This is a genomic window from Arthrobacter sp. MMS24-T111, from assembly GCF_054888995.1.
Map to the genome: position 1 here is coordinate 3,505,875 of NZ_JBTZRO010000001.1, position 20,126 is coordinate 3,526,000.

The window sequence follows — 20,126 nt, forward strand, 5'->3', positions numbered from 1 at the left end:
TGCTGAGGGTCGCCGGTGATCAGATGCGGCAGGCGTGGATGCTGCTGACCAGGATGGCGCGGGCGCCGAGGTCGTACAGTTCGTCCATGATCCGGTTGGTTTCCTTCTTGGGAACCATGGACCGGACGGCGACCCACTCCGAGTCCCGGAGCGGCGAGACCGTGGGCGATTCCAGGCCGGGGGTCAGGCCCGCGGCCTTCTCCACGAGTTCCTTGCGGATGTCATAGTCCATCAGCACGTACTGGCGGGCCACCAGGACACCTTGGAGGCGCCGGATGAGCACCTCGATTTCCTTGGCGGTGCCGTTCGCCGCGCCGCCATTGCCGGTGCGCCGGATCAGGACGGCCTCGGACTTCAGGATGGGCTCGCCGAAAATTTCCATGCCGGCGGCCTTGAGGGTGTTCCCGGTCTCCACGACGTCGGCGATGGCATCCGCGACGCCAAGCCGGACGGAGGACTCAACGGCGCCGTCGAGCCTGACCACCTTGGCGTTGATGCCCCGTTCGGCGAGGTAGTTGCGCAGGAGTCCGTCGTAGCTGGTGGCCAGTCGCTTGCCTTCGAGCTCTGCGGCAGAGCTGAAGTCGCCCACCGGACCGGCAAAGCGGAAGGTGGAGGCGGCGAATCCAAGCGGGAGCAACTCCTCGGCTTCCACCTCGGCGTCCAGCAGGAGGTCGCGGCCGGTGATGCCGACGTCGAGCGTTCCCCGGCCGACGTAGACCGCGATGTCACGGGGGCGGAGGAAGAAGAACTCGATGTCGTTGTCCGGGTCCACCATGACCAGTTCGCGGGTGTCGCGGCGTTGGCGGTATCCGGCTTCGGACAGCATGGCGGAGGCGGCTTCTGACAGGGAGCCCTTATTGGGGACGGCTACTCGCAGCATGGGGAATTCTTTCTGGGCTGGAAGGTCTGGATTTTCAGGCAAATGAAGGCCACAGCGGGGCCGGCGGCAGGCGCCGGACCAGTGGCTACAGATGCTTGTAGACGTCTTCCAGGGTCAGGCCTTTGGCGAGCATCAGAACCTGCAGGTGGTACAAAAGCTGGGAAATTTCCTCTGCCGCGGCTTCATCGGATTCATATTCGGCAGCCATCCATACTTCGGCTGCTTCCTCAACGACTTTCTTGCCGATGCCGTGAACACCGGACTCCAATTCTGCGACGGTGCGGGAGCCTTCCGGACGGGTGGCTGCCTTCTCGCTGAGCTCAGCGAACAGCGTCTCGAAATTCTTCACGCCCTCCAGCCTACTTGCTGCGGCCGCACGGGCGCTTCCCGGGCCGTTGCATGACGGGCGCGATGTGAGCGAATACACACCGCGCCCGCCACCTGGACATCGGTGTTAGGCGTACTGCTTCAGGACCACGGCCGTGGCCAGGGCAGCGGTCACTGCCTCATGCCCCTTGTCTTCCTTGGAGCCGGGAAGTCCGGCGCGGTCCAGGCCCTGCTGTTCGTTGTCGCAGGTGAGCACGCCGAAGCCCACTGGCACACCGGTGGAAACACTGACATCGGTGAGGCCCGACGTCGCGGCCTGGCAGACGTAGTCAAAGTGCGGCGTTCCACCGCGGATCACGACGCCGAGGGCCACTACGGCGTCGAAATGCGGGGCCAGGCGTGCGGCCGCCACCGGCAGCTCGAAGCTGCCGGGAACACGCAGGACGGTGGGTTCGCTGATGCCTGCGTCCTTCGCGGCCCGCAGCGCGCCGTCCAGGAGGCCGTCCATGATCTGCGTGTGCCAGCTGGCCGCCACGATGGCGAGCTTCAGCTGCGAAGTCTCGGCCGGGTTGAGGGTGCTGAGGTCGATGTCGGGGGCGCCGTGTCCGCTCATGGGTGTGTGGTGTTCCGTTCAGTCTTGTTCGTGGTCGTAAGGGGATTCGGGGGCCGGTACAGGCACCGGTGCGACGCTGGTGTCCAGCAGGAGCCGGTGCTCCATCCGGTCCTTCTTGGTGCGCAGGTACCGGATGTTCTGTTCGCGGGAGGGGACCTCGGTGGGGACCATTTCCACCACCTTGACGCCGGCCTGGGCCAGCCTGTTCTGCTTGTCCGGGTTGTTGCTCAGCAGCCGGACCTCGTGCAGGCCCATTTCGGCGAGGATCTGGGCTGCGGCCTTGTAGCACCGCGCGTCAACCGGCAGGCCCAACTGCTCGTTGGCTTCCACGGTGTCGAAGCCCGCTTCCTGCAGCGCGTAGGCCTTGATCTTGTTGGCGAGGCCGATGCCCCGGCCTTCCTGCCCGCGCAGGTAGAGCAGGGTGCCGCCGTTGTCACGGATCAGTTCCAGCGCGAAGGCGAGCTGCTCGCCGCAGTCGCACCGGTAGGAACCAAAGACGTCACCGGTGAGGCACTCGGAGTGCAGCCGCACCAGGGGTGCTTTGCCGTCCGTGGGGGCGTTGGGTGAGCTCACGGCCAGGTGCTCCACACCGGTGAGGACGTCGGTCCAGGCCTGGGCCACGAAATCGCCGAAGGCGGTGGGCAGTTGCACAATGGGACCTCCGCTGACGGGGTAGGTCCCGGAACCGGGTACCGAGTGGTGGTCCCTGTGGCCGTCCTGGTGGCTGTCGTCTCTGGCTGCCGCTGCCGTCATGGCTTCTCCTTCTCTTCGCCCGGCGTGACCCGGACCTCCTCGCGCTGGGTTCCCCCGGCCCCGGCTTCAAGATACGCCACCAGGCCCTCGATCGAGATCAGCGGGCACCCATGGTCCGCCGCAAAAGTCCTGAGGCCGTCCAGGCGCATCATTTCACCGTCGTCGTACACTACTTCCGCGATCACCCCGACCGGCTCCAGGCCGGCAAGGCGGCACAGGTCCACAGCGGCCTCGGTGTGGCCCTGGCGTTCCCGCACACCACCCTCAACCGCCCGAAGCGGAAAAATATGCCCCGGCCGGGTCAAGGAGGCCGGAACCGCGTGCGGGTCCGCCAGGATGCGGGCTGTCAGGGCACGGTCCGTCGCGGAAATTCCCGTGCTCACGCCGGTGGCCGCGTCGCAGGAGACCGTGTAGGCGGTGCCCTTCGCGTCCTGGTTGACGGCCGTCATCGGGGGCAGTCCAGGGCGTCGGCCCGGGCACCAGTCAGCGGCACGCAGATTACGCCCGAGCTGTAGCGGATGGTCCAGCCCATCAGCGCCGGTGTGGCGTGCTGGGCCGCGAAGATGATGTCGCCTTCGTTCTCGCGGTCCTCATTGTCGACCACCAGCACCGGCCGGCCGGCGGCCATGGCTCGCACGGCGTCCTCGATCGGGTCCAGGCCGTTGCCCGGCGCCTGGGCAACCGGCTGGCCGGTGGCCGGGTTTCCGGCGACGGGCGTGTCCAGGTGTACCGCGGCGTTCACCGTGCACCCCCAGCGGTGGCAGCCTCGCCGGCATCGTTTGCGGAGGCCGGTTCGCGGAAGGCCAGCAGCCGTTCGGTGTACTTGGCCAGCACGTCGACTTCCAGGTTCACCCGGCTGCCGGTGTGCTTGGTGCCCAGGCCGGTCTCAGCCAGCGTGGTGGGAATGAGGCCTACCTCAAACCAGGGTTCCTGCTCGGCCGCGGGGCTGACGGCAGTGACAGTGAGGGAGACGCCGTCGATGGCGATGGAGCCTTTTTCTGCAATGTAGCGGGCCAGGTTGGCGGGAACGCCGAAGCGCAGCCGCTCCCAGTTGCCTTGGGCTTCCCGTTCCAGCAGGACACCTACGCCGTCCACGTGGCCTTGCACCACATGCCCGTCCAGGCGGCCGCCGGCGGGGACGCAGCGTTCAAGGTTGACGGAGTCGCCGGCCGTGAGCTCGCCGATGGTGCTCCGGACCAGGGTCTCGCCCATGACGTCGACGTTGAACTCCTTGCCGTCAATGGCGGTGGCCGTGAGGCAGACCCCGTTGACGGCGATCGAGCCGCCAAGGGCCAGACCCTCCGTGGACCGGGGTGCGCGGAGCCGGACGGTGGCGCTGGTGTCGCCGTCGCGCTCCACGGACAGCACCTGCCCCTGCTCGGCAATAATTCCGGTGAACATCAGCGGCCTCCCTGGGCTTGCTCCGCGGTACCGCGGGTTGGTTGGTGGTCCAGTGCAACTCTGCGTTGCGGTCTTAGGTGAAGTCTCAAGTCCCGGCCGAGCGTCCGCACGGCGCCGCCGTCGGACTCATCCCATTCCCATTGCTGGGCGTCGGCAAGGGTGGTGATGCCCAGGCCGTCCAGGGCCGGGGTGCCGGATCCCAGCAAAGTGGGGGCGAGGTACATGATCAGCTCATCCACGAGCCCGGCCGAAAGGAATGAGCTGAGGATCCGTGATCCTCCCTCCACCATGATGTGGCGGGAGCCCGCGTCGTACAGCATGGACAGGGCTTCGGCGGGGTCGCGGGTGGGCAGGTGGGTGGCCAGGCCGTCATCGCCGCGGATTGCGGCGTCGTCGGGAATGTCCCGGAGCCCCATGACGGCCCGTACGGGCTGTTTGGCGGCCAGCCCGCCCGAGGGGTCGCGGGCGGTCAGGCGCGGGTTGTCCACCAGCACGGTCTGCGTGCCAACCAGGATGGCATCAATGCGTCCGCGGATCCCGTGGTTGTCCGCCAGCGACTCCGGGCTGGAGATCCACTGGCTGGTGCCGTCGTCGGCGGCGATCCTGGCGTCCAGGGTTTGTGCGATGTGCAGCGTGACGAAGGGCCGTTTGGCCGCGACCGCCTCAAACCACTGCCGGTTCAAATCCAGCGCTTCCTCGGCGCCGAGGCCGCTGCGGACACTCACACCGGCGGCGCGGAGGGTGGCTGCTCCCCCGGCGGCAGGATCGTGCGGGTCGTCGATGGCGTAGACCACGTCGGTGATCCCCGCGGCGATGATCGCTTCCGTGCACGGCCCGGTTCGGCCCACATGGTTGCACGGTTCGAGCGTGACCACCATGGTGCAGCCGGAGAGGTCCAGGCCGACGGCGGCAGCTTGGGCTATTGCGTCGGCTTCGGCGTGGGCGGTGCCGGCACCGCGGTGGTGACCGGTGACCAGGTGGCGGCCGTCGGGGCCGATGACGACGGCACCCACCAAGGGGTTGGCGCCGCGCGGACCCCGCAGGGCTGCCTCGAAGGCGTCTTCCATGGCCCGGATTTCATCCGTGCTGAAGGCAGTGACTACTCCGGCGGCCGGTTTCAGTTCAACTGCACCGCTCATGCGGCGGCCGTCGGGGAGTTGGTGCCTGCCGTGGAAGCAGCAGGACTTGTGGCGTCTAAGAGCCATCGCTGGGGGTTCATTCGTGTCGTTCCTTCCCTCTCGAACCGCGATGGCTCCGGGGATATACGACAGCAGAACGCTGCGGAGCCCAAAGGCCCGCAGATACAGCTGTACGTGCTTCTCTCATCCAGACTTTAACTGTCGGTACCGGAATTCCACCGGTTCAACCGTCTGCCGGGTCCTTGTGGAAGGGCACCGGCTCGCGGGTCGCGGACTGTCACCGCCGGTTCGGACTTACACCGACCCCGGAGCACGTATGTGTGTTGTTATTGTGCCACAACCGGCAGGGGCTGCCGGTTATTCCGTCGCCGCACGTAACGTCCGGCTGCCCTTTGCACGGAGCAGCTCGATGGCGGCGGCAGGATCCTCCGCACCGTAGACCGCGGAGCCGGCCACAAAGACGTTGGCACCGGCTTCGGCGGCGCGGGCGATGGTGTCCTCGGAAATGCCGCCGTCCACCTGGATGGCCACTCCCAGTCCCGAACCGTCCACCGCTTCCCGGGCCCTGCGGATTTTGGGCAGCGTGATATCCAGGAAAGCCTGGCCGCCGAAGCCCGGCTCCACGGTCATGATCAGCAACATGTCCAGTTCCGGCAGCATGTCCAGGTACGGTTCAACCGCCGTGGCCGGCCGCAGGGCCATCCCGGCCTTGGCGCCCCTGCTGCGCAGTTCCCGTGCGAGCTTGATGGGGGCGATAGAGGCCTCGGCGTGGAAGGTGACGGACGCGAGCCCGGCGTCGGCGAACCCGGGCGCCCAGCGGTCGGCATCGGCAATCATCAGGTGCGCATCCAGCGGAACGGGGCTGACTGCCTGGATCCGCTGCACGACCGGCAACCCAAGGGTGAGGTTGGGGACGAAGTGGTTGTCCATCACGTCCACATGCACGGCGTCGGCGTTGCTGATCCGCTGGAGTTCGGCCTCAAGGTTGACGAAGTCGGCGGAGAGGATGCTCGGGTTGATGCAGCATTGCGCCACGGAAGTGCCTTTCGCTGAAGGTGTGGGGGCGTTGCGGGACTGTTCCTGCCGTGGCCGGAACAGTCCCGGTCAGTAATTCTTTTTGATGAGGGCCAGGAACATGGCGTCGGTGTGGTGGACATGGGGCCAAAGCTGGGCGGTCAACTCATGTCCGGCGTTGAGGTTGCCGGTGAGGCTGACCCCGTCCAGGGCGGCGCCGGCGTCAAGGAGCTCAAGGTCGTCGCGTTTTCGGAGGGCGTCAGCCACGACGGCCGTGGTTTCGGCCGGATGGGGCGAGCATGTCACGTAGGCCACGACTCCCCCTGGACGGACCGCTGCCAGCGCGGATGCCAGCAGCTCACGCTGCAGCGGGCCGAGGTCCGCGATGTCCTTGGGTGAGCGCCGCCACCGGGACTCCGGACGGCGGCGCAGCGCCCCCAGGCCCGTGCACGGGACGTCCACGAGGACGCGGTCGAAACCGCCGGGCTGCTCTGTTCCGACATCGCGGCCGTCTCCGGTCCGGACCTGCCAGCTGTCGTGCGGGACGGCGGCCAAGGCCTGGCCCACGAGCTTTGCCCGGTGCGGTGCCGGTTCGTTCGCCAGGAGAGTGGCACCACGCTGGTGGGCCAGGGCCCCCAGCAATGCCGCTTTCCCGCCTGGCCCCGCACAAAGATCAAGCCACGCCTCCGGGGAAGCCGCCGCCGCCGGGCCGAGGTCGACGGCGGCAAGCGCCCTGGCCACCAATTGGGAACCGACGTCCTGCACGCGGGTGGTCCCGGCTCGGACAGTGGCCAGGCGGCCCAGGTCCCCGCCGCTGGACAGCGCGGATCCCTCCACCAGTTCACCGGGCGTGGCACCGGTTTCCAGGGCTTCCTCCAGGCTCCCGAGCCCGGGCAGCGCCACCAGGTTGACCACGGGAGCCGCATTGTCAGCTTCGAGCAGCGCGTTGATCTCGGTGGCGGGGCGGCCGTGCGCCACCAGCGATTGCCGCATGGCCCGGACAATCCACTCCGGGTGGGCGTACCGCAGCGACGCGATCTTCGTTTCGTCGGTTTCGCCCGCCACGAGAAGGTCCAGCCATTCATCGAGGGTGCGGGCCGTGACCTTGCGCAGGACTGCATTGATCAGTGCCGAGGGGCCTGCACCGATCACGGCGCGGGCCAGTCCGACTGTTTGGTCCAATGCCGCATGGGCCGGGACCCTCATGGCCAGCAGCTGGTGGACGCCGATCCGGAGGGCGTCGAGGACGGCCGGATCAAGCTGGTCGAGCGGCCTGTCCACGCACCGGGCCAGGATGGCGTCGTAGGTGCCCTGGCTGCGCAGGGCACCGTAGCTCAACTCGGTGGCGAAGCCGGCGTCCCGTTTGTCCAGGTGGTGGTGCCGGATCCGTGCGGGCAGCACCAGGTTGGCGTAGGCATCTTCTTGTGCGACGGCGCGCAAAACCTCGAAGGCCACCAGCCGGGCCGGGTCGGCGCGCCGAGTCCGCTGCGACGGCGCCTGCTCGGTGAAGCTCCGTTGCGCCCCGCGGTTGCGTTCACGTCCCTTGGCGTTCCGCCGGCTGGCATCGCCGGGACCGCCGTTGCCTCGACCGCGGCCGCCGGAACCGCCGCTGCCGCCTTGGCCGTTCCGCCCGGCGTTCCCCCGCCCTCCGGACCTGCCCTGGCCGCCCGGGTTTTCTCCGGAACCGCTCATTCGAACACCACGCCTTCCATTGAAGCCATCCCGCGCGCCCAGTCGGCGGCAGCCATCATTTTCTTGCCGGCGGGCTGGATCCGGGTGAGTTCCACCGCGTGCGACCCCGTGCCCACCATGACGCTTTTTCCTTGGACGGAGACCGACCCCGGCGCAAGGCCGGCAACATCCGGCCGGAGCCGGACGGGCTCAAGCTTGATCCGCTGCCCGTCCAGCATGGTCCAGGCTCCTGGCTCGGGGGTGACGCCGCGCGCCTGCCTGCTGATGGCAAGGGCCGGGTGGGCCCAGGTGAGGCGGCCGTCGTCCAAGGTCAGCTTCGGTGCGAGGGTGACTTCGCCCTTTTGTGGCTGCGGCACCGCTTTTCCGGCGTCGATGGCGGACAGTGTCTGGGCGAGCAGGACTGCTCCGCTGTGCGAAAGCCGCTCGAGCAGGTGGCCTGCGGTGTCGTTGCCGCCCACCGGCTCGGTCAGCGTCCCGAAGACGGGACCGGTATCGAGCCCCTCTTCAAGCCGGAAGGTGACGGCACCGGTGAGGTCGTCTCCGGCCATCACGGCCCGCTGCACCGGCGCCGCGCCACGCCACGCCGGCAGCAGGGAGAAGTGCAGGTTGACCCAACCGTGGCGGGGCACGGCCAACGCGGCCGGCGGGACCAGGCCGCCGTAGGCAACGATGGCTGCCACGTCCGGAGCGGCAGCCGAGATGCGTGCGGTGGTGCCGGCGTCCACCTTGGCCGCGTGGATGATCTCGATGCCCAGCTCAGCTGCCCGCCGGGCAACCGGGGAGGGCGTCAGCACGCGCTTGCGTCCCAGCGGCGCATCCGGGCGGGTCAGGACTGCGACGACCTCAAAGCCGGCGTTGACCAGGGCGTCGAGCGAGGGAACGGCGACTGCCGGAGTACCGGCAAAGAGGACCCTCATTCGGCGTTGCCAAAGCTGCCGGGGGCACCAAGACTTGTGCCTCCGAAGCTGGACCCGACGCTCTTGGCGCGCTTGGCCGTGGTGCGTTCGGCGACGGCGTCGTAATTGGCATTGCGGATGGAACGCAGCGCTGCCTTCCGGTCGTCGCCCTCAAGACGGTCGGTGTAGAGGATGCCGTCCAGGTGGTCGTTTTCATGCTGGAAGCACCGCGCCAGCAGCCCCTCGCCGTCGACTGTCACGGGATTGCCGTGCATGTCGACGCCGGTGACGCGGGTGGTGCGGAAGCGGCGTACCGGGAAGCCGAGGCCAGGGATGGACAGGCAACCCTCTACATGGTCCGGCTGGTAGTCCTCGCTGTTCTCCAACACCGGGTTGATGATGTGGCCCTCCACGCCGTCGATGCGGTAGGTGAAGACACGCTTGCTGACGCCGACCTGCGGCGCGGCCAGGCCGGCGCCTTCCACATCCTCCATGGTCTCGGTCATGTCGGCGACGAGTTTGGCAAGCTCGGGTCCGAATTCCGTCACGGGATCGGCCACGGTGCGGAGCACGGGATCGCCGATGATGCGGATATTCAGGATAGCCATGCGCAGTTATTCCTCACGGTTGGCGGCAAAGGGAACCTGTCCAGTTTAGGTGCAGTCCCCCGCGGTGCGGCTCCGTCCTAGGCGGTGCGGGCGGCCTGTGCCAGCGGCGGGGGTGCGATGGGCAGCAGCGCCGTGCCGGCGCTGAGCGTGTCCGCGGACAGTTCCCACACCCGGCGCAAGGCGCAGAACTTCCACCAGTGATGCTTGAGGACCTCGGGATTGGCGCGGACCGGTCGTACCTCGGTTTCACCGATGGCGACAGCCAGCAGGACCGGGTTGTCACCGTATTTCCAGGGCTCCCAGGTTCCGGCCTCCGCGTCCACCAGGCTTTCCTCCGCCTTCATTCCGGCGACCAGCTGCATCACCACCTTGTCATCGAGCGGTTTGACCAGTCCGTCGCGGGTGGTGCCCTTGGTCTTGTAATCGATCAGGCAGACGCGTCCGTTGATCCGGGCCACAAGGTCAAGGGTGCCTGCGTAGCCCACCGTGTTGTTCCAGACGGTGATCTCAGGGGCGATGGGCTCCACCCGGAAGAGCTTCCACCACTCGTCAAAGCGGACTGCGAAGGCTTCTTCCCCGTTCGCGGCCAGCGCCTCGCGGGCTTCCTTCATGGTGTGCGGGCGGCCCAGCGCGCGGAGTGCCACCTGCTCGCAGTAGTTGTGGACCCGGTCCCCCCGCCTGGCGGCGTCGTCCCGGTAGGTTTCGGCAGCCTTCGCCGCCCGGTTGACGGCCTGCTTGATTTTCGCCGGGCTCCCCAGGCAGTCCGCGAGCAGGGGGTCGTTGGCCAGGCTGCTGGCACCCATGTATCCGAACCAGCCGTCCAGGCCGTGCGGCTGCTGGCTGATGACGGTGGTGATGGACGGCACGGAAAACTGTTCAGACGTGGACCGTGCGTACATCCGGCCGTATTCAGTGGCGTGGGCAAGAAGCGGATCAGTCATACAAAAGACTCTTTCACAGGGGGCCGACAAAATCTCCGGACGCTGGATCCGAACACAAAAAAGGTCCGTCTCCGCTGCGTATGAGCGGAAACGGACCTCTGCGGTGGGCGATACTGGGTTCGAACCAGTGACCTCTTCGGTGTGAACGAAGCGCGCTACCACTGCGCCAATCGCCCCGATGCATTTGAATGCTAGCCGACCTTCCGGCCATTTCAAAAATCGGCTCCCGGAGGCGGCGGCCATGCACGGGGTGCCGGGCCGGGCGCTGCGTCCCCTCACCCTAAAGAGAGGCCCGGGTGTAGTGGACGGCGGGCCCCGCTGAAGCAACGCGCGGCAAACGCACCATGGTGGAGGCACAAGGGTGAGCCCCCGCGGCCGTTCCCGCCACCTCCCGACCCCACTCGAATTACACGCTTGTAAGTCTCAAAATCCGCGTCATGACGCCGAAGTGGAGCCGCATGACCATTGCAGGCCGGGGGCAATTTGGAGAATCCCGGAACCTCCTATATTGTTTTTACTCGTTGGAACGCGAGGAAATGCCGGAAACGGCAGGGAATCAAGCCTCCAAAATGCGGACGTAGCTCAGCTGGTAGAGCACCACCTTGCCAAGGTGGATGTCGCGAGTTCGAATCTCGTCGTCCGCTCGCAGGACACTGTCACAGCAAATATTCTTCGGAATTGACGCTAACACGGTGGGTTGGCCGAGAGGCGAGGCAGCGGCCTGCAAAGCCGTATACACGGGTTCGAATCCCGTACCCACCTCGGTGAAAACCATGGTTTCCGGGTTTCCGGAGGCAATGGGCGATTGGCGCAGCGGTAGCGCGCTTCCCTGACACGGAAGAGGTCACTGGTTCGATCCCAGTATCGCCCACTCGGCAAGGAAACTTGCCGGCAGTACCACCGGAATATCCGGGACAAGCTGCAAAATGCGGACGTAGCTCAGCTGGTAGAGCACCACCTTGCCAAGGTGGATGTCGCGAGTTCGAATCTCGTCGTCCGCTCTCTTTTATCCCATACCGGTCTTCCGGTTCCGGGCGATTGGCGCAGCGGTAGCGCGCTTCCCTGACACGGAAGAGGTCACTGGTTCGAACCCAGTATCGCCCACACTGACACAGCAGCTCTCCGGAGCTGCTTTTTTGTTATCCCGGCCTACGCTGCGGGCGAACGCGATTTCCTTGGCATGCCTTCCCGCCGCGGCTAGGATCGATTGCGCGAGGAGCGACCTGGCTCCGCGATCGAAGGGAGGTGCTCGTGGGTTTACTTGACGATCTAAAGGGCAAGGCTCAGGGTCTGATCCAAGGCAACGAGCAGGCCATCAAGGACGGCATCACCAAGGCCGGCGATTTCGTCGACACCAAGACCGGCGGCAAGTACGCGGGCCACGTCGACAAAATCCAGGATGGCGCTTCCAAGCTCGTTGACAAGAACGGAACTCCCGGCCAGGCACCTGCCGCCGGGCCGGTTCCCCCGGTTGCTCCTGAAACCCCGGTTCCGCCGGCTGACAGGACGCCGTAGAGGATTTGGCCAGGGGCCCTTGCCCCGGCACGTCAAGGAGGTGCAGGTCCCGCCGGGAGGCGGCACCTGCACCTTTGTCGTTTAAAGGCGGGCCCCCGCTGCGGGCAACCCGTGGAGCACCGAATTCCTGGTTGGCCGCGCCACGCCGGTAACCTGCCGGTATGCCAAAGTCCGCAGCATCTCCCAAAACAGCCCCCGGTGGGCGGTCCCGGCTGGATTCCCGGCCGGTGGCCGCCGGAATCGTCACGGCGCTGGTGGGCTTCACTTCGTCATTTGCTGTAGTCCTCGCCGGCCTGAGGGCGGTGGGTGCCGATCCTGCCCAGGCTGCCTCCGGTCTGCTGGCGGTCACGCTCGCCGTCGGGCTTGGTGTGCTGCTGCTTGCCTGGCGCTCCCGGGTTCCAGTGACGCTGGCATGGTCAACGCCGGGCGCCGCTTTGCTGGCAGCTTCGGGAACGCCCGACGGCGGCTGGCCGGCCGCCGTCGGGGCCTTCCTCGTAGCGGGGGTACTGCTGGCACTGATCGGACTGGTGCCCTCGCTCGGCCGGCTGATGGCAGCCATTCCGCCCACGCTTGCGCAGGCGATGCTGGCAGGTGTCCTGCTTCAGTTGTGCCTGGCGCCCTTCAAAGCGTTGGGCACGGTTCCATTGTTTGTTGCCCCCGTGGTCCTGTGCTGGCTGGTGATGATGAAGTTCGCTCCCCGGTGGGCCGTGCCGGCCGCCCTGCTGGTCGCCGTGCTGGTGATCGGGATCCACGTCGCGGCCGGCGGGACTGCCCTCGGCGCGGCGACCCTCATGCCCACCCTGGTGTGGACCACACCCGCCTTCACCCTGCAGGCTTTGGTGGGCATCGCGATCCCGTTGTTCGTGGTGACCATGGCATCGCAGAACGTCCCCGGGGTGGCAGTCCTTCGGTCGTTCGGATACGAAACCCCGTGGCGGCCGGCCATGCTGGTGACGGGTGCGGGGACCGTCCTGGGGGCACCGTTCGGCGGCCACGCCATCAACCTTGCAGCGCTCAGCGCCGCCCTTGCCGCAGGCGAGGAAGCGGGCGCGGACCGGAGCAGGCGCTGGATCGCCGGTTTCGTTTCCGGCCCCGCGTACCTGCTGTTGGCAGCGTTTTCCGCTGCCCTGGTGGCCGTGGTGGGTGCGGCGCCGGCGGGGATGCTGGAAGCCGTGGCCGGGCTCGCCCTGCTGGGGACCCTTGCCTCGGCGGTGTCGGCAGCGTTGGCGGACCCGGAAGACAGGATTGCTCCCGCGGTCACCTTCCTGATGGCGGCGTCCGGCCTGGCCTTCGCCGGAATCGGATCCGCATTCTGGGCGCTTCTTGCCGGCCTTGCGGTGCGGGCGGTGCTGGTTCCACGGCGGCGGACCGCCCCGGAGGGGACCGGAAGTTAGGAGGGTTCGTGGTTCTGGCCTTCACGGGCCAGCGCGGTGAGGCGGGAAACGGCACGGAAGTACTTCTTCATGTATCCGCCGGTCATCATTTCCTCCGTGAACAGCTTGTCGAACGGGACACCGCTGGCCAGGATGGGAACGTCCTTGTCGTAGAGCCGGTCCGCCAGGACGACGAACCGCAGCGCCACGGCCTGCTCGCTGATGGTTTCCACGTTCCGCCACACTACGCCGTCGATGCCGTCGATCAGTTGCCGGTAGCGGCTGGGGTGCACGCCTGCCAGGTGGTGGATCAGGGTGGCGAACTCATCCTGCGCCACTGTCTTGCCGTCGAACTCCGCTTTCATGTGCGTGTTCAGTTCGCTGTTCTTCAGCGGGGCCGGGGCAGCGGGAAGGCCGCGGTGCCGGAAGTCCTCGCCGTCGATGCGGATGACTTCGAACTGGTCCGCAAGCACCTGGATCTCGCGCTGGAAGTCCACCGCCGCGAAACGGCCGTCGCCCAGGGAGCCGGGGAGGGTGTTGGATGTGGCCGCGAGCTTGACTCCGGCGTCGGCCAGTTCCCGCATGAGCCGGGACATCAGGACGGTGTCGCCCGGATCGTCGAGTTCGAATTCGTCGATGCAGACCAGCTTGTAGCTGCTTAGTGCTTCCACGGTCTTGCGGAAGGACAGGGCGCCCACCAGGTTGGTGTACTCCACGAACGTGCCAAAGGCCTTGGGACCGGGCGCGGCGTGCCAGAGCGATGCGAGCAGGTGGGTCTTGCCCACGCCGAATCCACCGTCGAGGTAGATGCCTGCCCTGGATTCGTCCTTCTTGCCGAAGAGCTTCTTGAACAGCCCTCCCCCATTGCCTGCTCCCACGCCGCCGGCGAATTCCTCAAGGGCGCGCACTGCTGCGGCCTGGCTTGGCTGCTTTGGGTCGGGGCGGTAGCTCGAAAAGGAAACCTCCCCGAACCGCGGCGATGGGTAGAAGCCCTTGAGGAGCTCGTCCACCGAAACTGCCGGCGTGCGGGCGGCAAGCTGTTCGATCTGTACCAAGGTGGTCCGTTCTGCTCGTGGTTGGTCCCCAGAAAGGATACCGGCAACCGGGACCGCACCCGGGGTGGGCGTTATGTCCGCCACGGCCGCGTGACCAAGCCAACATTTCGTCCTGTTAACGGAATACGGACAACGCCGGGGGCGCTGGCTAGGGTGGGAACAGGTTCCAATGCCGGTCCCACGGTTTTCCGTGCCCTTAGTGAAAGGCCAACGCCATGCCCTACCCGGTTGAACAGAATGAGAAGTTCGCAGCCTATGCCCACCCCGAGCGGCTCGTTTCCACGGAGTGGCTGGCCGCCGCCATCGAAGGCGGCGCGGTAGCCAACGGCGAGCTCATCGTGGTCGAATCCGACGAGGACGTGCTGCTGTACGAAACCGGTCATATCCCCGGTGCCGTCAAGATCGACTGGCACACGGACCTGAACGACGACGTCGCCCGCGACTACGTCAATGGCGCAGCTTTCGCCGAACTCGCGGCGTCGAAGGGTATTTCCCGGGACAGCACCGTGGTGATCTACGGCGACAAGTCCAACTGGTGGGCCGCGTACGCCCTGTGGGTGTTCACGCTGTTCGGCCACCAGGACGTCCGGCTGCTCGACGGCGGCCGGGACAAGTGGGTTGCCGAGGGCCGCGAACTGACCAGGGACAAGCCCTCCCCGCGCCTGGCAGCTACCCGGTGGTGGAGCGCGAGGATGCACCGATCCGCGCGTTCAAGGACGATGTCCTGGCCCACCTGGGCAAGCCGCTGATCGATGTCCGCTCCCCCGAGGAATACACCGGCCAGCGCACGCACATGCCGGCCTACCCGGAGGAGGGCGCCCTGCGCGGCGGCCACATCCCCACTGCCGCATCCATCCCGTGGGCCCGTGCGGCCGCCGAGGACGGGACCTTCCGCAGCCGCGAAGAACTCGAAGCCATCTACCTCGGCGAGGCCGGGCTGACGGAGGGCGACGACGTGGTGGCGTACTGCCGGATCGGCGAGCGTTCCAGCCACACCTGGTTCGCCCTGAAGTACCTCCTGGGCTTCGAGACCGTGCGCAACTACGACGGTTCCTGGACGGAATGGGGCAACGCCGTCCGCGTGCCGATCGTCAAGGGCGCCGAGCGCGGTTCCGTTCCGGTCGGCGTCGGGGCCTGACGGCCGGCGTGCCCGCGTAGACTTGGAACGATGACTACTCAAGCTTTGCCCACCGCCCTCGCAGCGATCGTGGACGATTTCCAGGCCCTGTCCGAACCCGAGCGGCTCCAGCTGCTGCTCGAGTTCTCGGAGGGGTTGCCTGAACTGCCCGACCGCCTCAAGGACCACCCTGAACTCCTTGAGCAGGTGGTGGAGTGCCAGTCGCCGCTGTTCCTCACCATCGAGACCGAGAAGAACGACGACGGCCCGGCCGGCGTGGTGCACCTCTACTTCAAGGCCCCGGCAGAGGCTCCCACCACGCGGGGGTTTGCCGGTGTGCTGCACGAGGGCCTGGATGGCTTGTCCGCCGGGGAAATCCTGTCCGTCCCCGATGACATGCCGGAACTGCTGGGCCTCACCCGGGCCATCACCCCGCTCCGCATGCGGGGCATGACGGCCATGCTGGGCCGGATCAAGCGCAAGGTGGCCGCCGCCTCACGCGTCCACGGCTGACCGCGCCCGATGGCGCGAAAGAATGCTTTCCAGGGAACCCCGGCCACCGCGGCACTGACCGCGGCCGGGGTTCCCTTTGTGCTGCACCCGTACAACCATGACCCAGGCGCAGGCAGCTACGGCGCAGAGGCAGCCGCCGCCCTGGGAATCGATCCGTCCAAGGTTTTCAAGACCCTGATGGTGGACGTGGAGGGGAGGCTTGCCGTGGGCATCGTGCCGGTCAGCGGAACCCTCGACCTCAAGGCAATGGCCTCGGCGCTCGGGGCAAAGAAAGCATCCATGGCTGATCCCGCTGCCGCCCAGCGGCGCACCGGCTATGTCCTGGGCGGCATTTCGCCCCTCGGCCAGCGTCTGTCCTCCCCCGTTGTCCTGGATTCGAGCGCTCTGGCACTGGCGACCCTGCTGGTCTCCGGCGGCAGGCGCGGACTGGACATCGAACTGGCGCCCGCGGACCTGATCCGGCTCACGAACGCCGTGGCAGCTCCCATCAGCTCCGTCACTTCCGGACATCCCGCGCCTTAGCCGGGCGGGCGCTGCCCGGAACGGCCGGTGAAGTGGTCCATGGTCCGGTTGACCCCCAACACGTCCATGATTCGGTCGAAGGCACCGACCGGAAGGATCCGCAGCACGGGCAGCAGGTTGACCGCCGGCGGCAGGAACAGCTTGCGGCGGCCGGCCTCGATGGCGTCCAGGACGCGGCTTGCAACCTGCTCTTCCTTGAGGATGGGCAGGATCAGCGGCCACCGGGTGCGGACGCCGTCGAACATCCCGGTGTCAATGTAATAGGGGCAGACCACCAGGGTGTTCACCGGCGTGTGCGCGGCCCGGAGCTCAGCGCGGAGGGACTCGTCGAAGCCGAACGCGGCGAACTTGCTGGCAGAGTAGTCCGTCTGCCGGGCAACTCCCACCAGGGCCGCGGCGCTGGCGACGGTCACCACGGTTCCACGGCGCCGGCTTACCATGCCGCCAAGGAACGCGCGCGTGACCCAGTACAGGGACAGGACGTTGACCTGCATGGTCCGTTCGATGTCCTGGTCCGCGGCCTCCAGGAGCCTCCTGCCGCTGACCACGCCGACGTTGTTGACCACAATGTCCACGGGCCCTGCCAGCTCTGCGGCAGCCTTGACGGCCTGGTTGTCGGTGACATCCACGGCCTGTGCTTCGGCGGAGCCGCCGGCGGCGCGGATTTCGTCCCTGACTGCTGCACCTCGTTCGGCGTCAATGTCCCAGATCACCACTCGGCTCCCGCGTCCGGCGGCACCGAGCGCCAGGCGCCGGCCGAGCCCGCGCCCGCCTCCCGTGACCAGCAGCGTTGCACCGGAAAGCCGGGTTCCTTTGGCTATGTCAGTCCTCCTGGGATTTCGGCGCCACGGACAATGTCCTAGCGGCCTCTGGGGAGTCGGCCCATCAGGGTGATGGCCCGTTTCATGATGCGGGCGTATGCCTTGTTCGACATCCCCGCGGCCGGAGCCACCCGCAGCAGCCGCTGCACCGCAATGGTCTGCTGCTCGGTGTACTTCAGCATGCCTTCCCGGCCGTGGCGGCGCCCTGCCCCGGAATCCTTCATGCCGCCGATCGGTGCGTCGTGCGAGGCCCAGGTGGCGGCATAGCCTTCGTTGACGTTGACTGTGCCCGTCATCAGCCGGCGGCCAACCTCTTCGCCGTGGCTGGCGGACCAGACACTGGCGTTCAGGCCGAAGTCGGAGTCGTTGGCCAGGGCGACTGCTTCGTCGTCGTCGGCCGCCCGGTAGATGGCAACTACCGGACCGAACGTTTCTTCGCGGGCCATGAGCATGTCATCGGTCACACCTGCCAGGACGGTGGGTTCGTAGAAAAGCGGCCCCAGGTCAGGCCGCGGGCGGCCGCCGGCGATAAGTTCAGCGCCCTTGGCGAGCGCGTCCTGGACGTGGCGGTCCACCCGATCGACCTGTGCCTGGCTGATAAGCGAGCCCATGCCGATGTCCCAGTCGGGGCCCGCCCCCAGGCGGATGCCCTTCACCCTGGCGGTAAAGGCGGCCACGAAGAGGTCGTGGACTGCCGCGTTCACATAGATCCGTTCAATGCTGACGCACAGCTGGCCGGAGTTTGAGAAGCAGGCGTGCACCGCACCCGCGGCGGCCCGGCCAACGTCTGCATCTGCCAGCACGAGCATGGGATTTTTGCCGCCAAGTTCGGCGGAGAAGCCAATGAGCCGGGCGCTGCACTGCCGCGCGACAGTCTTGCCGGTCTCCGACGATCCGGTAAACATCAGGAAATCCACCTGCCCGATCAGCGCGGAGCCGATCTCCGTACCGGGCCCCGTCACCACCTGGAACAGGGCTGTTGGGAGTCCGGCATCCCGGAGCAGCCTGAGCATCAGGAGGGCCGTGAACGGGGTCTGCGAATCCGGTTTCAGGACAACGCTGTTTCCGGCCAACAATGCAGGAATGGCGTCCGAGACCGCGAGCGTCAACGGATAGTTCCACGGGCTGATGATGCCCACCACGCCCTTGGGCAACAGGTATTCGGTGGTGCGGGTCAGGACCGGCAGTGCGCCCTTCCGGCGGCGCGGCCGGAGGTACCTTTCCGCAGTGCGTGCGTAATAGTGCGCCGTCATCACGACGTCCGCAAACTCTTCGAAGGCGCTCAACCGCGATTTTCCGCTTTCGGCCTGGACCAGGTCCAGGACGTCCTGCTCCCGGTCCAGCAGGAGCTCCCGGAACCGCCTGATGACTGCCCGGCGTTCGGCTACCGGCCTGGCCGCCCAGCCGCGCTGTGCCTCGCGGGCAGTGCCGACCGCCGTTTCGACGTCGGCGGTGCTGCATACCGGGACGTCCCCTACCGGCGAGCCGTCGAACGGTGCATTCGTGGCGTGCCGCGGGCGGCCCGGTGCCGCGGACACCAGCCCTTGGAGTCCGCCTGCCAGCTCCCGGCCCCGGGCGGTCAAGGCGGAGACGCCGTCCGGCGCGCCCATCTCAGGCTCCGGCCGGGGCAGCCCGGCCAACCGATCCCGGATTGAGCCGGGGGGCGAGCTGTTGCCGGAGCCACGCTTTGACCAGGCGCTCCCAGCGCTCCGGATCAACGTTCCATTCCTTGGTGTGCCGCGCGTGGTTGAACGTCTCAAACGTCACCATTTCGGGATTGCGCTCGGCCAGCATGGCCGAAGGTCCATAGGGCACGTACTCGTCATCCACGCTGTGGATGACCAGCGTGGGGGTCCGCAAGCTCGACGGCCCGGGACACCCAGTCCATGATTTTCAGGTCAACGGGAGCCGAGAGGCCGGTGAGCCGGCGTCCCAGCGGATGCCCCAGCATCAGTTGCCCGTACCGCCCCACCAGCGAGGGGATCCGGTTCAGCTGGGCGTGGTGGGCCAGCACCGTCACCCAGTCGATGACGGGCGCATCGAGCACCATGGCCCGGATCAGGTGCCGGTGGCGGGACAAGTCGGCAGTCTGCAGGCAGATGGCCCCTCCCATGGACCAGCCGAACAGGACCACTTCCTCTGCGCCGTTGGCCAAGGCGTACTCGATGGCGGCTTCGATGTCCTGCCATTCCGTTGAACCCAGGCCGTAGCGCCCGTCATCGGCCGAGGGCGCAAGGCCGTCGTTCCGGTAGGACACGAGCAGGCTGGTCAGGCCCAGTTCCAGGGCCGGGCCCACCGCGCGCAGGGCTTCCTGCCGGGTTGCGCCACGGCCGTGGACCATGACGGCCCACGTCCGCGCGGCCCCTTTGGCCCGCACCAGCCAGGCGGGCGCCTCGCCGCGCTCCACGGGGATGGGCACATCCTCGAACGGAATTCCGGCCGCGGCCGGGTCGGGATAGGTGGCGCCGCTCCACCATCCCCAGCGGGCCGATGAGAGGTCCCCGCTGTAGACGGCTTCCACCTCGCGCAGGACAGTCCGCTCCGCGGGCGAGTAGGACACGATCCGGCCGATCCGGGCGTGGCCTTTGCCGCCGTCGAAGAAGAAGCCGTACACACCGTCAACGGTGGTGTCGTCGTTGGCTGCCAGGATCACCTGTTGTTTATGGCCGTCACGGATGACGGCCAGGACTTCCTTGTCCGCAGTGCGCTGCCGCGCCGGAGTGATCACCCTGCGCGCGAAGTAAACGGCCAGGGCGGAGGAACCGGCTCCCAGGAGCCCGGCCAGTGATCCGCCGGCAATAGCCCCGCCCACTGCCCATTTCGCTCCCGGCGACATCCCGCCGGAGTCCCGGGTGGGTGCAGTCATTGCAGGGCGCGCTCGCCGGAAAGGTGCCATGGCTCTATTCTTACCGGCGTTGAGTCAGATACCCGCATTCCCTGCCGGCC

General features: G+C 67.3%; 18 protein-coding genes, 6 tRNA genes, 3 pseudogenes and 1 riboswitch. Of the genes and pseudogenes, 10 read left to right on the plus strand and 17 right to left on the minus strand.

Going from position 1 to position 20,126, the window contains the following annotated elements:
- Window positions 1-19: 19 nt before the first annotated feature.
- The 13 genes and pseudogenes from hisG to ACX5I6_RS16520 all read right to left on the minus strand — a co-directional run bounded on the left by hisG (window position 20) and on the right by ACX5I6_RS16520 (window position 10,440).
- Complete coding sequence (gene hisG, locus ACX5I6_RS16460; protein WP_461841173.1) at window positions 20-880, minus strand: ATP phosphoribosyltransferase; 861 nt, start codon at window positions 878-880, stop codon at window positions 20-22.
- An 85-nt stretch (window positions 881-965) separates the two neighbouring features.
- Window positions 966-1,229, minus strand: a complete 264-nt coding sequence (locus ACX5I6_RS16465; RefSeq protein ID WP_009358176.1) for a phosphoribosyl-ATP diphosphatase — start codon at window positions 1,227-1,229, stop codon at window positions 966-968.
- A 105-nt stretch (window positions 1,230-1,334) separates the two neighbouring features.
- Window positions 1,335-1,820 carry a 6,7-dimethyl-8-ribityllumazine synthase gene (gene ribH, locus ACX5I6_RS16470; RefSeq protein ID WP_109864007.1) on the minus strand — a complete coding sequence of 162 codons (486 nt, stop codon included), beginning with the start codon at window positions 1,818-1,820 and terminating at the stop codon, window positions 1,335-1,337.
- A gap of 18 nt (window positions 1,821-1,838) precedes the next feature.
- On the minus strand, window positions 1,839-2,573 hold the full coding sequence (gene ribA / locus ACX5I6_RS16475; protein WP_461841174.1) for a GTP cyclohydrolase II: 735 nt from the start codon (window positions 2,571-2,573) through the stop codon (window positions 1,839-1,841).
- A pseudogene (gene ribB / locus ACX5I6_RS16480) lies at window positions 2,570-3,315 on the minus strand (3,4-dihydroxy-2-butanone-4-phosphate synthase). Before ribB ends, ribA begins: the two are co-directional and overlap by 4 nt.
- On the minus strand, window positions 3,312-3,974 hold the full coding sequence (locus tag ACX5I6_RS16485) for a riboflavin synthase (protein ID WP_461841175.1): 663 nt from the start codon (window positions 3,972-3,974) through the stop codon (window positions 3,312-3,314). The pseudogene ribB and the gene ACX5I6_RS16485 overlap by 4 nt, the downstream one beginning before the upstream one ends.
- Complete coding sequence (ribD, locus tag ACX5I6_RS16490; RefSeq protein WP_461841176.1) at window positions 3,974-5,113, minus strand: bifunctional diaminohydroxyphosphoribosylaminopyrimidine deaminase/5-amino-6-(5-phosphoribosylamino)uracil reductase RibD; 1,140 nt, start codon at window positions 5,111-5,113, stop codon at window positions 3,974-3,976. The genes ACX5I6_RS16485 and ribD overlap by 1 nt, the downstream gene beginning before the upstream one ends.
- Window positions 5,114-5,283: 170 nt before the next feature.
- Window positions 5,284-5,431, minus strand: a riboswitch (FMN riboswitch).
- Between the two features lie 39 nt (window positions 5,432-5,470).
- On the minus strand, window positions 5,471-6,148 hold the full coding sequence (rpe, locus tag ACX5I6_RS16495) for a ribulose-phosphate 3-epimerase (RefSeq protein ID WP_461841177.1): 678 nt from the start codon (window positions 6,146-6,148) through the stop codon (window positions 5,471-5,473).
- A 69-nt stretch (window positions 6,149-6,217) separates the two neighbouring features.
- Window positions 6,218-7,819 (minus strand): RsmB/NOP family class I SAM-dependent RNA methyltransferase, encoded by a 1,602-nt coding sequence (locus ACX5I6_RS16500; protein WP_461841178.1) that lies wholly within the window; start codon window positions 7,817-7,819, stop codon window positions 6,218-6,220.
- Window positions 7,816-8,736: a methionyl-tRNA formyltransferase gene (gene fmt, locus ACX5I6_RS16505; protein ID WP_461841179.1), complete on the minus strand. Its 921-nt coding sequence runs from the start codon at window positions 8,734-8,736 to the stop codon at window positions 7,816-7,818. Before fmt ends, ACX5I6_RS16500 begins: the two co-directional genes overlap by 4 nt.
- Window positions 8,733-9,323 (minus strand): peptide deformylase, encoded by a 591-nt coding sequence (gene def, locus ACX5I6_RS16510; protein WP_461841180.1) that lies wholly within the window; start codon window positions 9,321-9,323, stop codon window positions 8,733-8,735. Before def ends, fmt begins: the two co-directional genes overlap by 4 nt.
- Window positions 9,324-9,400: 77 nt before the next feature.
- Entirely contained in the window at window positions 9,401-10,264 is an 864-nt protein-coding gene (locus tag ACX5I6_RS16515; protein ID WP_461841181.1) for a cytochrome, read from the minus strand.
- Window positions 10,265-10,368: 104 nt separating this feature from the next.
- Window positions 10,369-10,440 (minus strand) — tRNA-Val (locus ACX5I6_RS16520).
- A gap of 395 nt (window positions 10,441-10,835) precedes the next feature.
- Between ACX5I6_RS16520 and ACX5I6_RS16525 the strand changes: the two genes are divergently transcribed.
- The 7 genes from ACX5I6_RS16525 (at window position 10,836) to ACX5I6_RS16555 (ending at window position 13,173) form a co-directional block, all read left to right on the plus strand.
- Window positions 10,836-10,908, plus strand: a tRNA-Gly gene (locus tag ACX5I6_RS16525).
- Window positions 10,909-10,955: 47 nt separating this feature from the next.
- Window positions 10,956-11,026: transfer RNA gene (locus ACX5I6_RS16530), tRNA-Cys, on the plus strand.
- A gap of 37 nt (window positions 11,027-11,063) precedes the next feature.
- A tRNA-Val gene (locus ACX5I6_RS16535) sits at window positions 11,064-11,135 on the plus strand.
- A 57-nt stretch (window positions 11,136-11,192) separates the two neighbouring features.
- Window positions 11,193-11,265, plus strand: a tRNA-Gly gene (locus ACX5I6_RS16540).
- Between the two features lie 31 nt (window positions 11,266-11,296).
- A tRNA-Val gene (locus tag ACX5I6_RS16545) sits at window positions 11,297-11,368 on the plus strand.
- A gap of 147 nt (window positions 11,369-11,515) precedes the next feature.
- A complete protein-coding gene (locus ACX5I6_RS16550) occupies window positions 11,516-11,779 on the plus strand; it encodes an antitoxin (RefSeq protein WP_285248903.1) in 264 nt (87 codons plus the stop codon).
- A 161-nt stretch (window positions 11,780-11,940) separates the two neighbouring features.
- Entirely contained in the window at window positions 11,941-13,173 is a 1,233-nt protein-coding gene (locus tag ACX5I6_RS16555; RefSeq protein ID WP_461841182.1) for a benzoate/H(+) symporter BenE family transporter, read from the plus strand.
- Here ACX5I6_RS16555 and zapE read toward each other — a convergent pair.
- Window positions 13,170-14,207 (minus strand): cell division protein ZapE, encoded by a 1,038-nt coding sequence (gene zapE / locus ACX5I6_RS16560; RefSeq protein WP_133832264.1) that lies wholly within the window; start codon window positions 14,205-14,207, stop codon window positions 13,170-13,172. The two genes, ACX5I6_RS16555 and zapE, sit on opposite strands and share 4 nt — an antisense overlap.
- Window positions 14,208-14,422: 215 nt before the next feature.
- Here zapE and ACX5I6_RS16565 point away from each other — a divergent pair.
- The 3 genes and pseudogenes from ACX5I6_RS16565 (at window position 14,423) to ybaK (ending at window position 16,359) form a co-directional block, all read left to right on the plus strand.
- A pseudogene (locus ACX5I6_RS16565) lies at window positions 14,423-15,345 on the plus strand (sulfurtransferase).
- A gap of 30 nt (window positions 15,346-15,375) precedes the next feature.
- A complete protein-coding gene (locus ACX5I6_RS16570; RefSeq protein WP_387449270.1) occupies window positions 15,376-15,837 on the plus strand; it encodes a SufE family protein in 462 nt (153 codons plus the stop codon).
- A 9-nt stretch (window positions 15,838-15,846) separates the two neighbouring features.
- Window positions 15,847-16,359, plus strand: a complete 513-nt coding sequence (ybaK, locus tag ACX5I6_RS16575) for a Cys-tRNA(Pro) deacylase (RefSeq protein ID WP_461841183.1) — start codon at window positions 15,847-15,849, stop codon at window positions 16,357-16,359.
- On the opposite strand, the gene ACX5I6_RS16580 is transcribed toward ybaK, so the two are convergent.
- The 3 genes and pseudogenes from ACX5I6_RS16580 to ACX5I6_RS16590 all read right to left on the minus strand — a co-directional run bounded on the left by ACX5I6_RS16580 (window position 16,356) and on the right by ACX5I6_RS16590 (window position 20,046).
- Complete coding sequence (locus ACX5I6_RS16580; protein WP_461841742.1) at window positions 16,356-17,180, minus strand: SDR family NAD(P)-dependent oxidoreductase; 825 nt, start codon at window positions 17,178-17,180, stop codon at window positions 16,356-16,358. The genes ybaK and ACX5I6_RS16580 overlap by 4 nt on opposite strands.
- 38 nt (window positions 17,181-17,218) lie before the next feature.
- Window positions 17,219-18,790, minus strand: coding sequence for a succinic semialdehyde dehydrogenase (locus ACX5I6_RS16585; RefSeq protein ID WP_461841184.1), 1,572 nt, complete (start codon window positions 18,788-18,790; stop codon window positions 17,219-17,221).
- 1 nt (window position 18,791) lies between these two features.
- Window positions 18,792-20,046: pseudogene (locus ACX5I6_RS16590) on the minus strand (alpha/beta hydrolase family protein).
- Between the last annotated feature and the right edge of the window lie 80 nt (window positions 20,047-20,126).

What these genes read in the sequence shown, in the direction of transcription:
- hisG (WP_461841173.1), bottom strand. Translation starts at nt 880, where the DNA reads ATGCTGCGAGTAGCCGTCCCCAATAAGGGCTCCCTGTCAGAAGCCGCC.
- ACX5I6_RS16485 (WP_461841175.1), bottom strand. Translation starts at nt 3,974, where the DNA reads ATGTTCACCGGAATTATTGCCGAGCAGGGGCAGGTGCTGTCCGTGGAG.
- ribD (WP_461841176.1), bottom strand. Translation starts at nt 5,113, where the DNA reads ATGAGCGGTGCAGTTGAACTGAAACCGGCCGCCGGAGTAGTCACTGCC.
- def (WP_461841180.1), bottom strand. Translation starts at nt 9,323, where the DNA reads ATGGCTATCCTGAATATCCGCATCATCGGCGATCCCGTGCTCCGCACC.
- fmt (WP_461841179.1), bottom strand. Translation starts at nt 8,736, where the DNA reads ATGAGGGTCCTCTTTGCCGGTACTCCGGCAGTCGCCGTTCCCTCGCTC.
- ybaK (WP_461841183.1), top strand. Translation starts at nt 15,847, where the DNA reads ATGGCGCGAAAGAATGCTTTCCAGGGAACCCCGGCCACCGCGGCACTG.
- ACX5I6_RS16555 (WP_461841182.1), top strand. Translation starts at nt 11,941, where the DNA reads ATGCCAAAGTCCGCAGCATCTCCCAAAACAGCCCCCGGTGGGCGGTCC.
- ribA (WP_461841174.1), bottom strand. Translation starts at nt 2,573, where the DNA reads ATGACGGCAGCGGCAGCCAGAGACGACAGCCACCAGGACGGCCACAGG.
- ribH (WP_109864007.1), bottom strand. Translation starts at nt 1,820, where the DNA reads ATGAGCGGACACGGCGCCCCCGACATCGACCTCAGCACCCTCAACCCG.
- ACX5I6_RS16570 (WP_387449270.1), top strand. Translation starts at nt 15,376, where the DNA reads ATGACTACTCAAGCTTTGCCCACCGCCCTCGCAGCGATCGTGGACGAT.
- ACX5I6_RS16585 (WP_461841184.1), bottom strand. Translation starts at nt 18,790, where the DNA reads ATGGGCGCGCCGGACGGCGTCTCCGCCTTGACCGCCCGGGGCCGGGAG.
- ACX5I6_RS16515 (WP_461841181.1), bottom strand. Translation starts at nt 10,264, where the DNA reads ATGACTGATCCGCTTCTTGCCCACGCCACTGAATACGGCCGGATGTAC.
- ACX5I6_RS16500 (WP_461841178.1), bottom strand. Translation starts at nt 7,819, where the DNA reads ATGAGCGGTTCCGGAGAAAACCCGGGCGGCCAGGGCAGGTCCGGAGGG.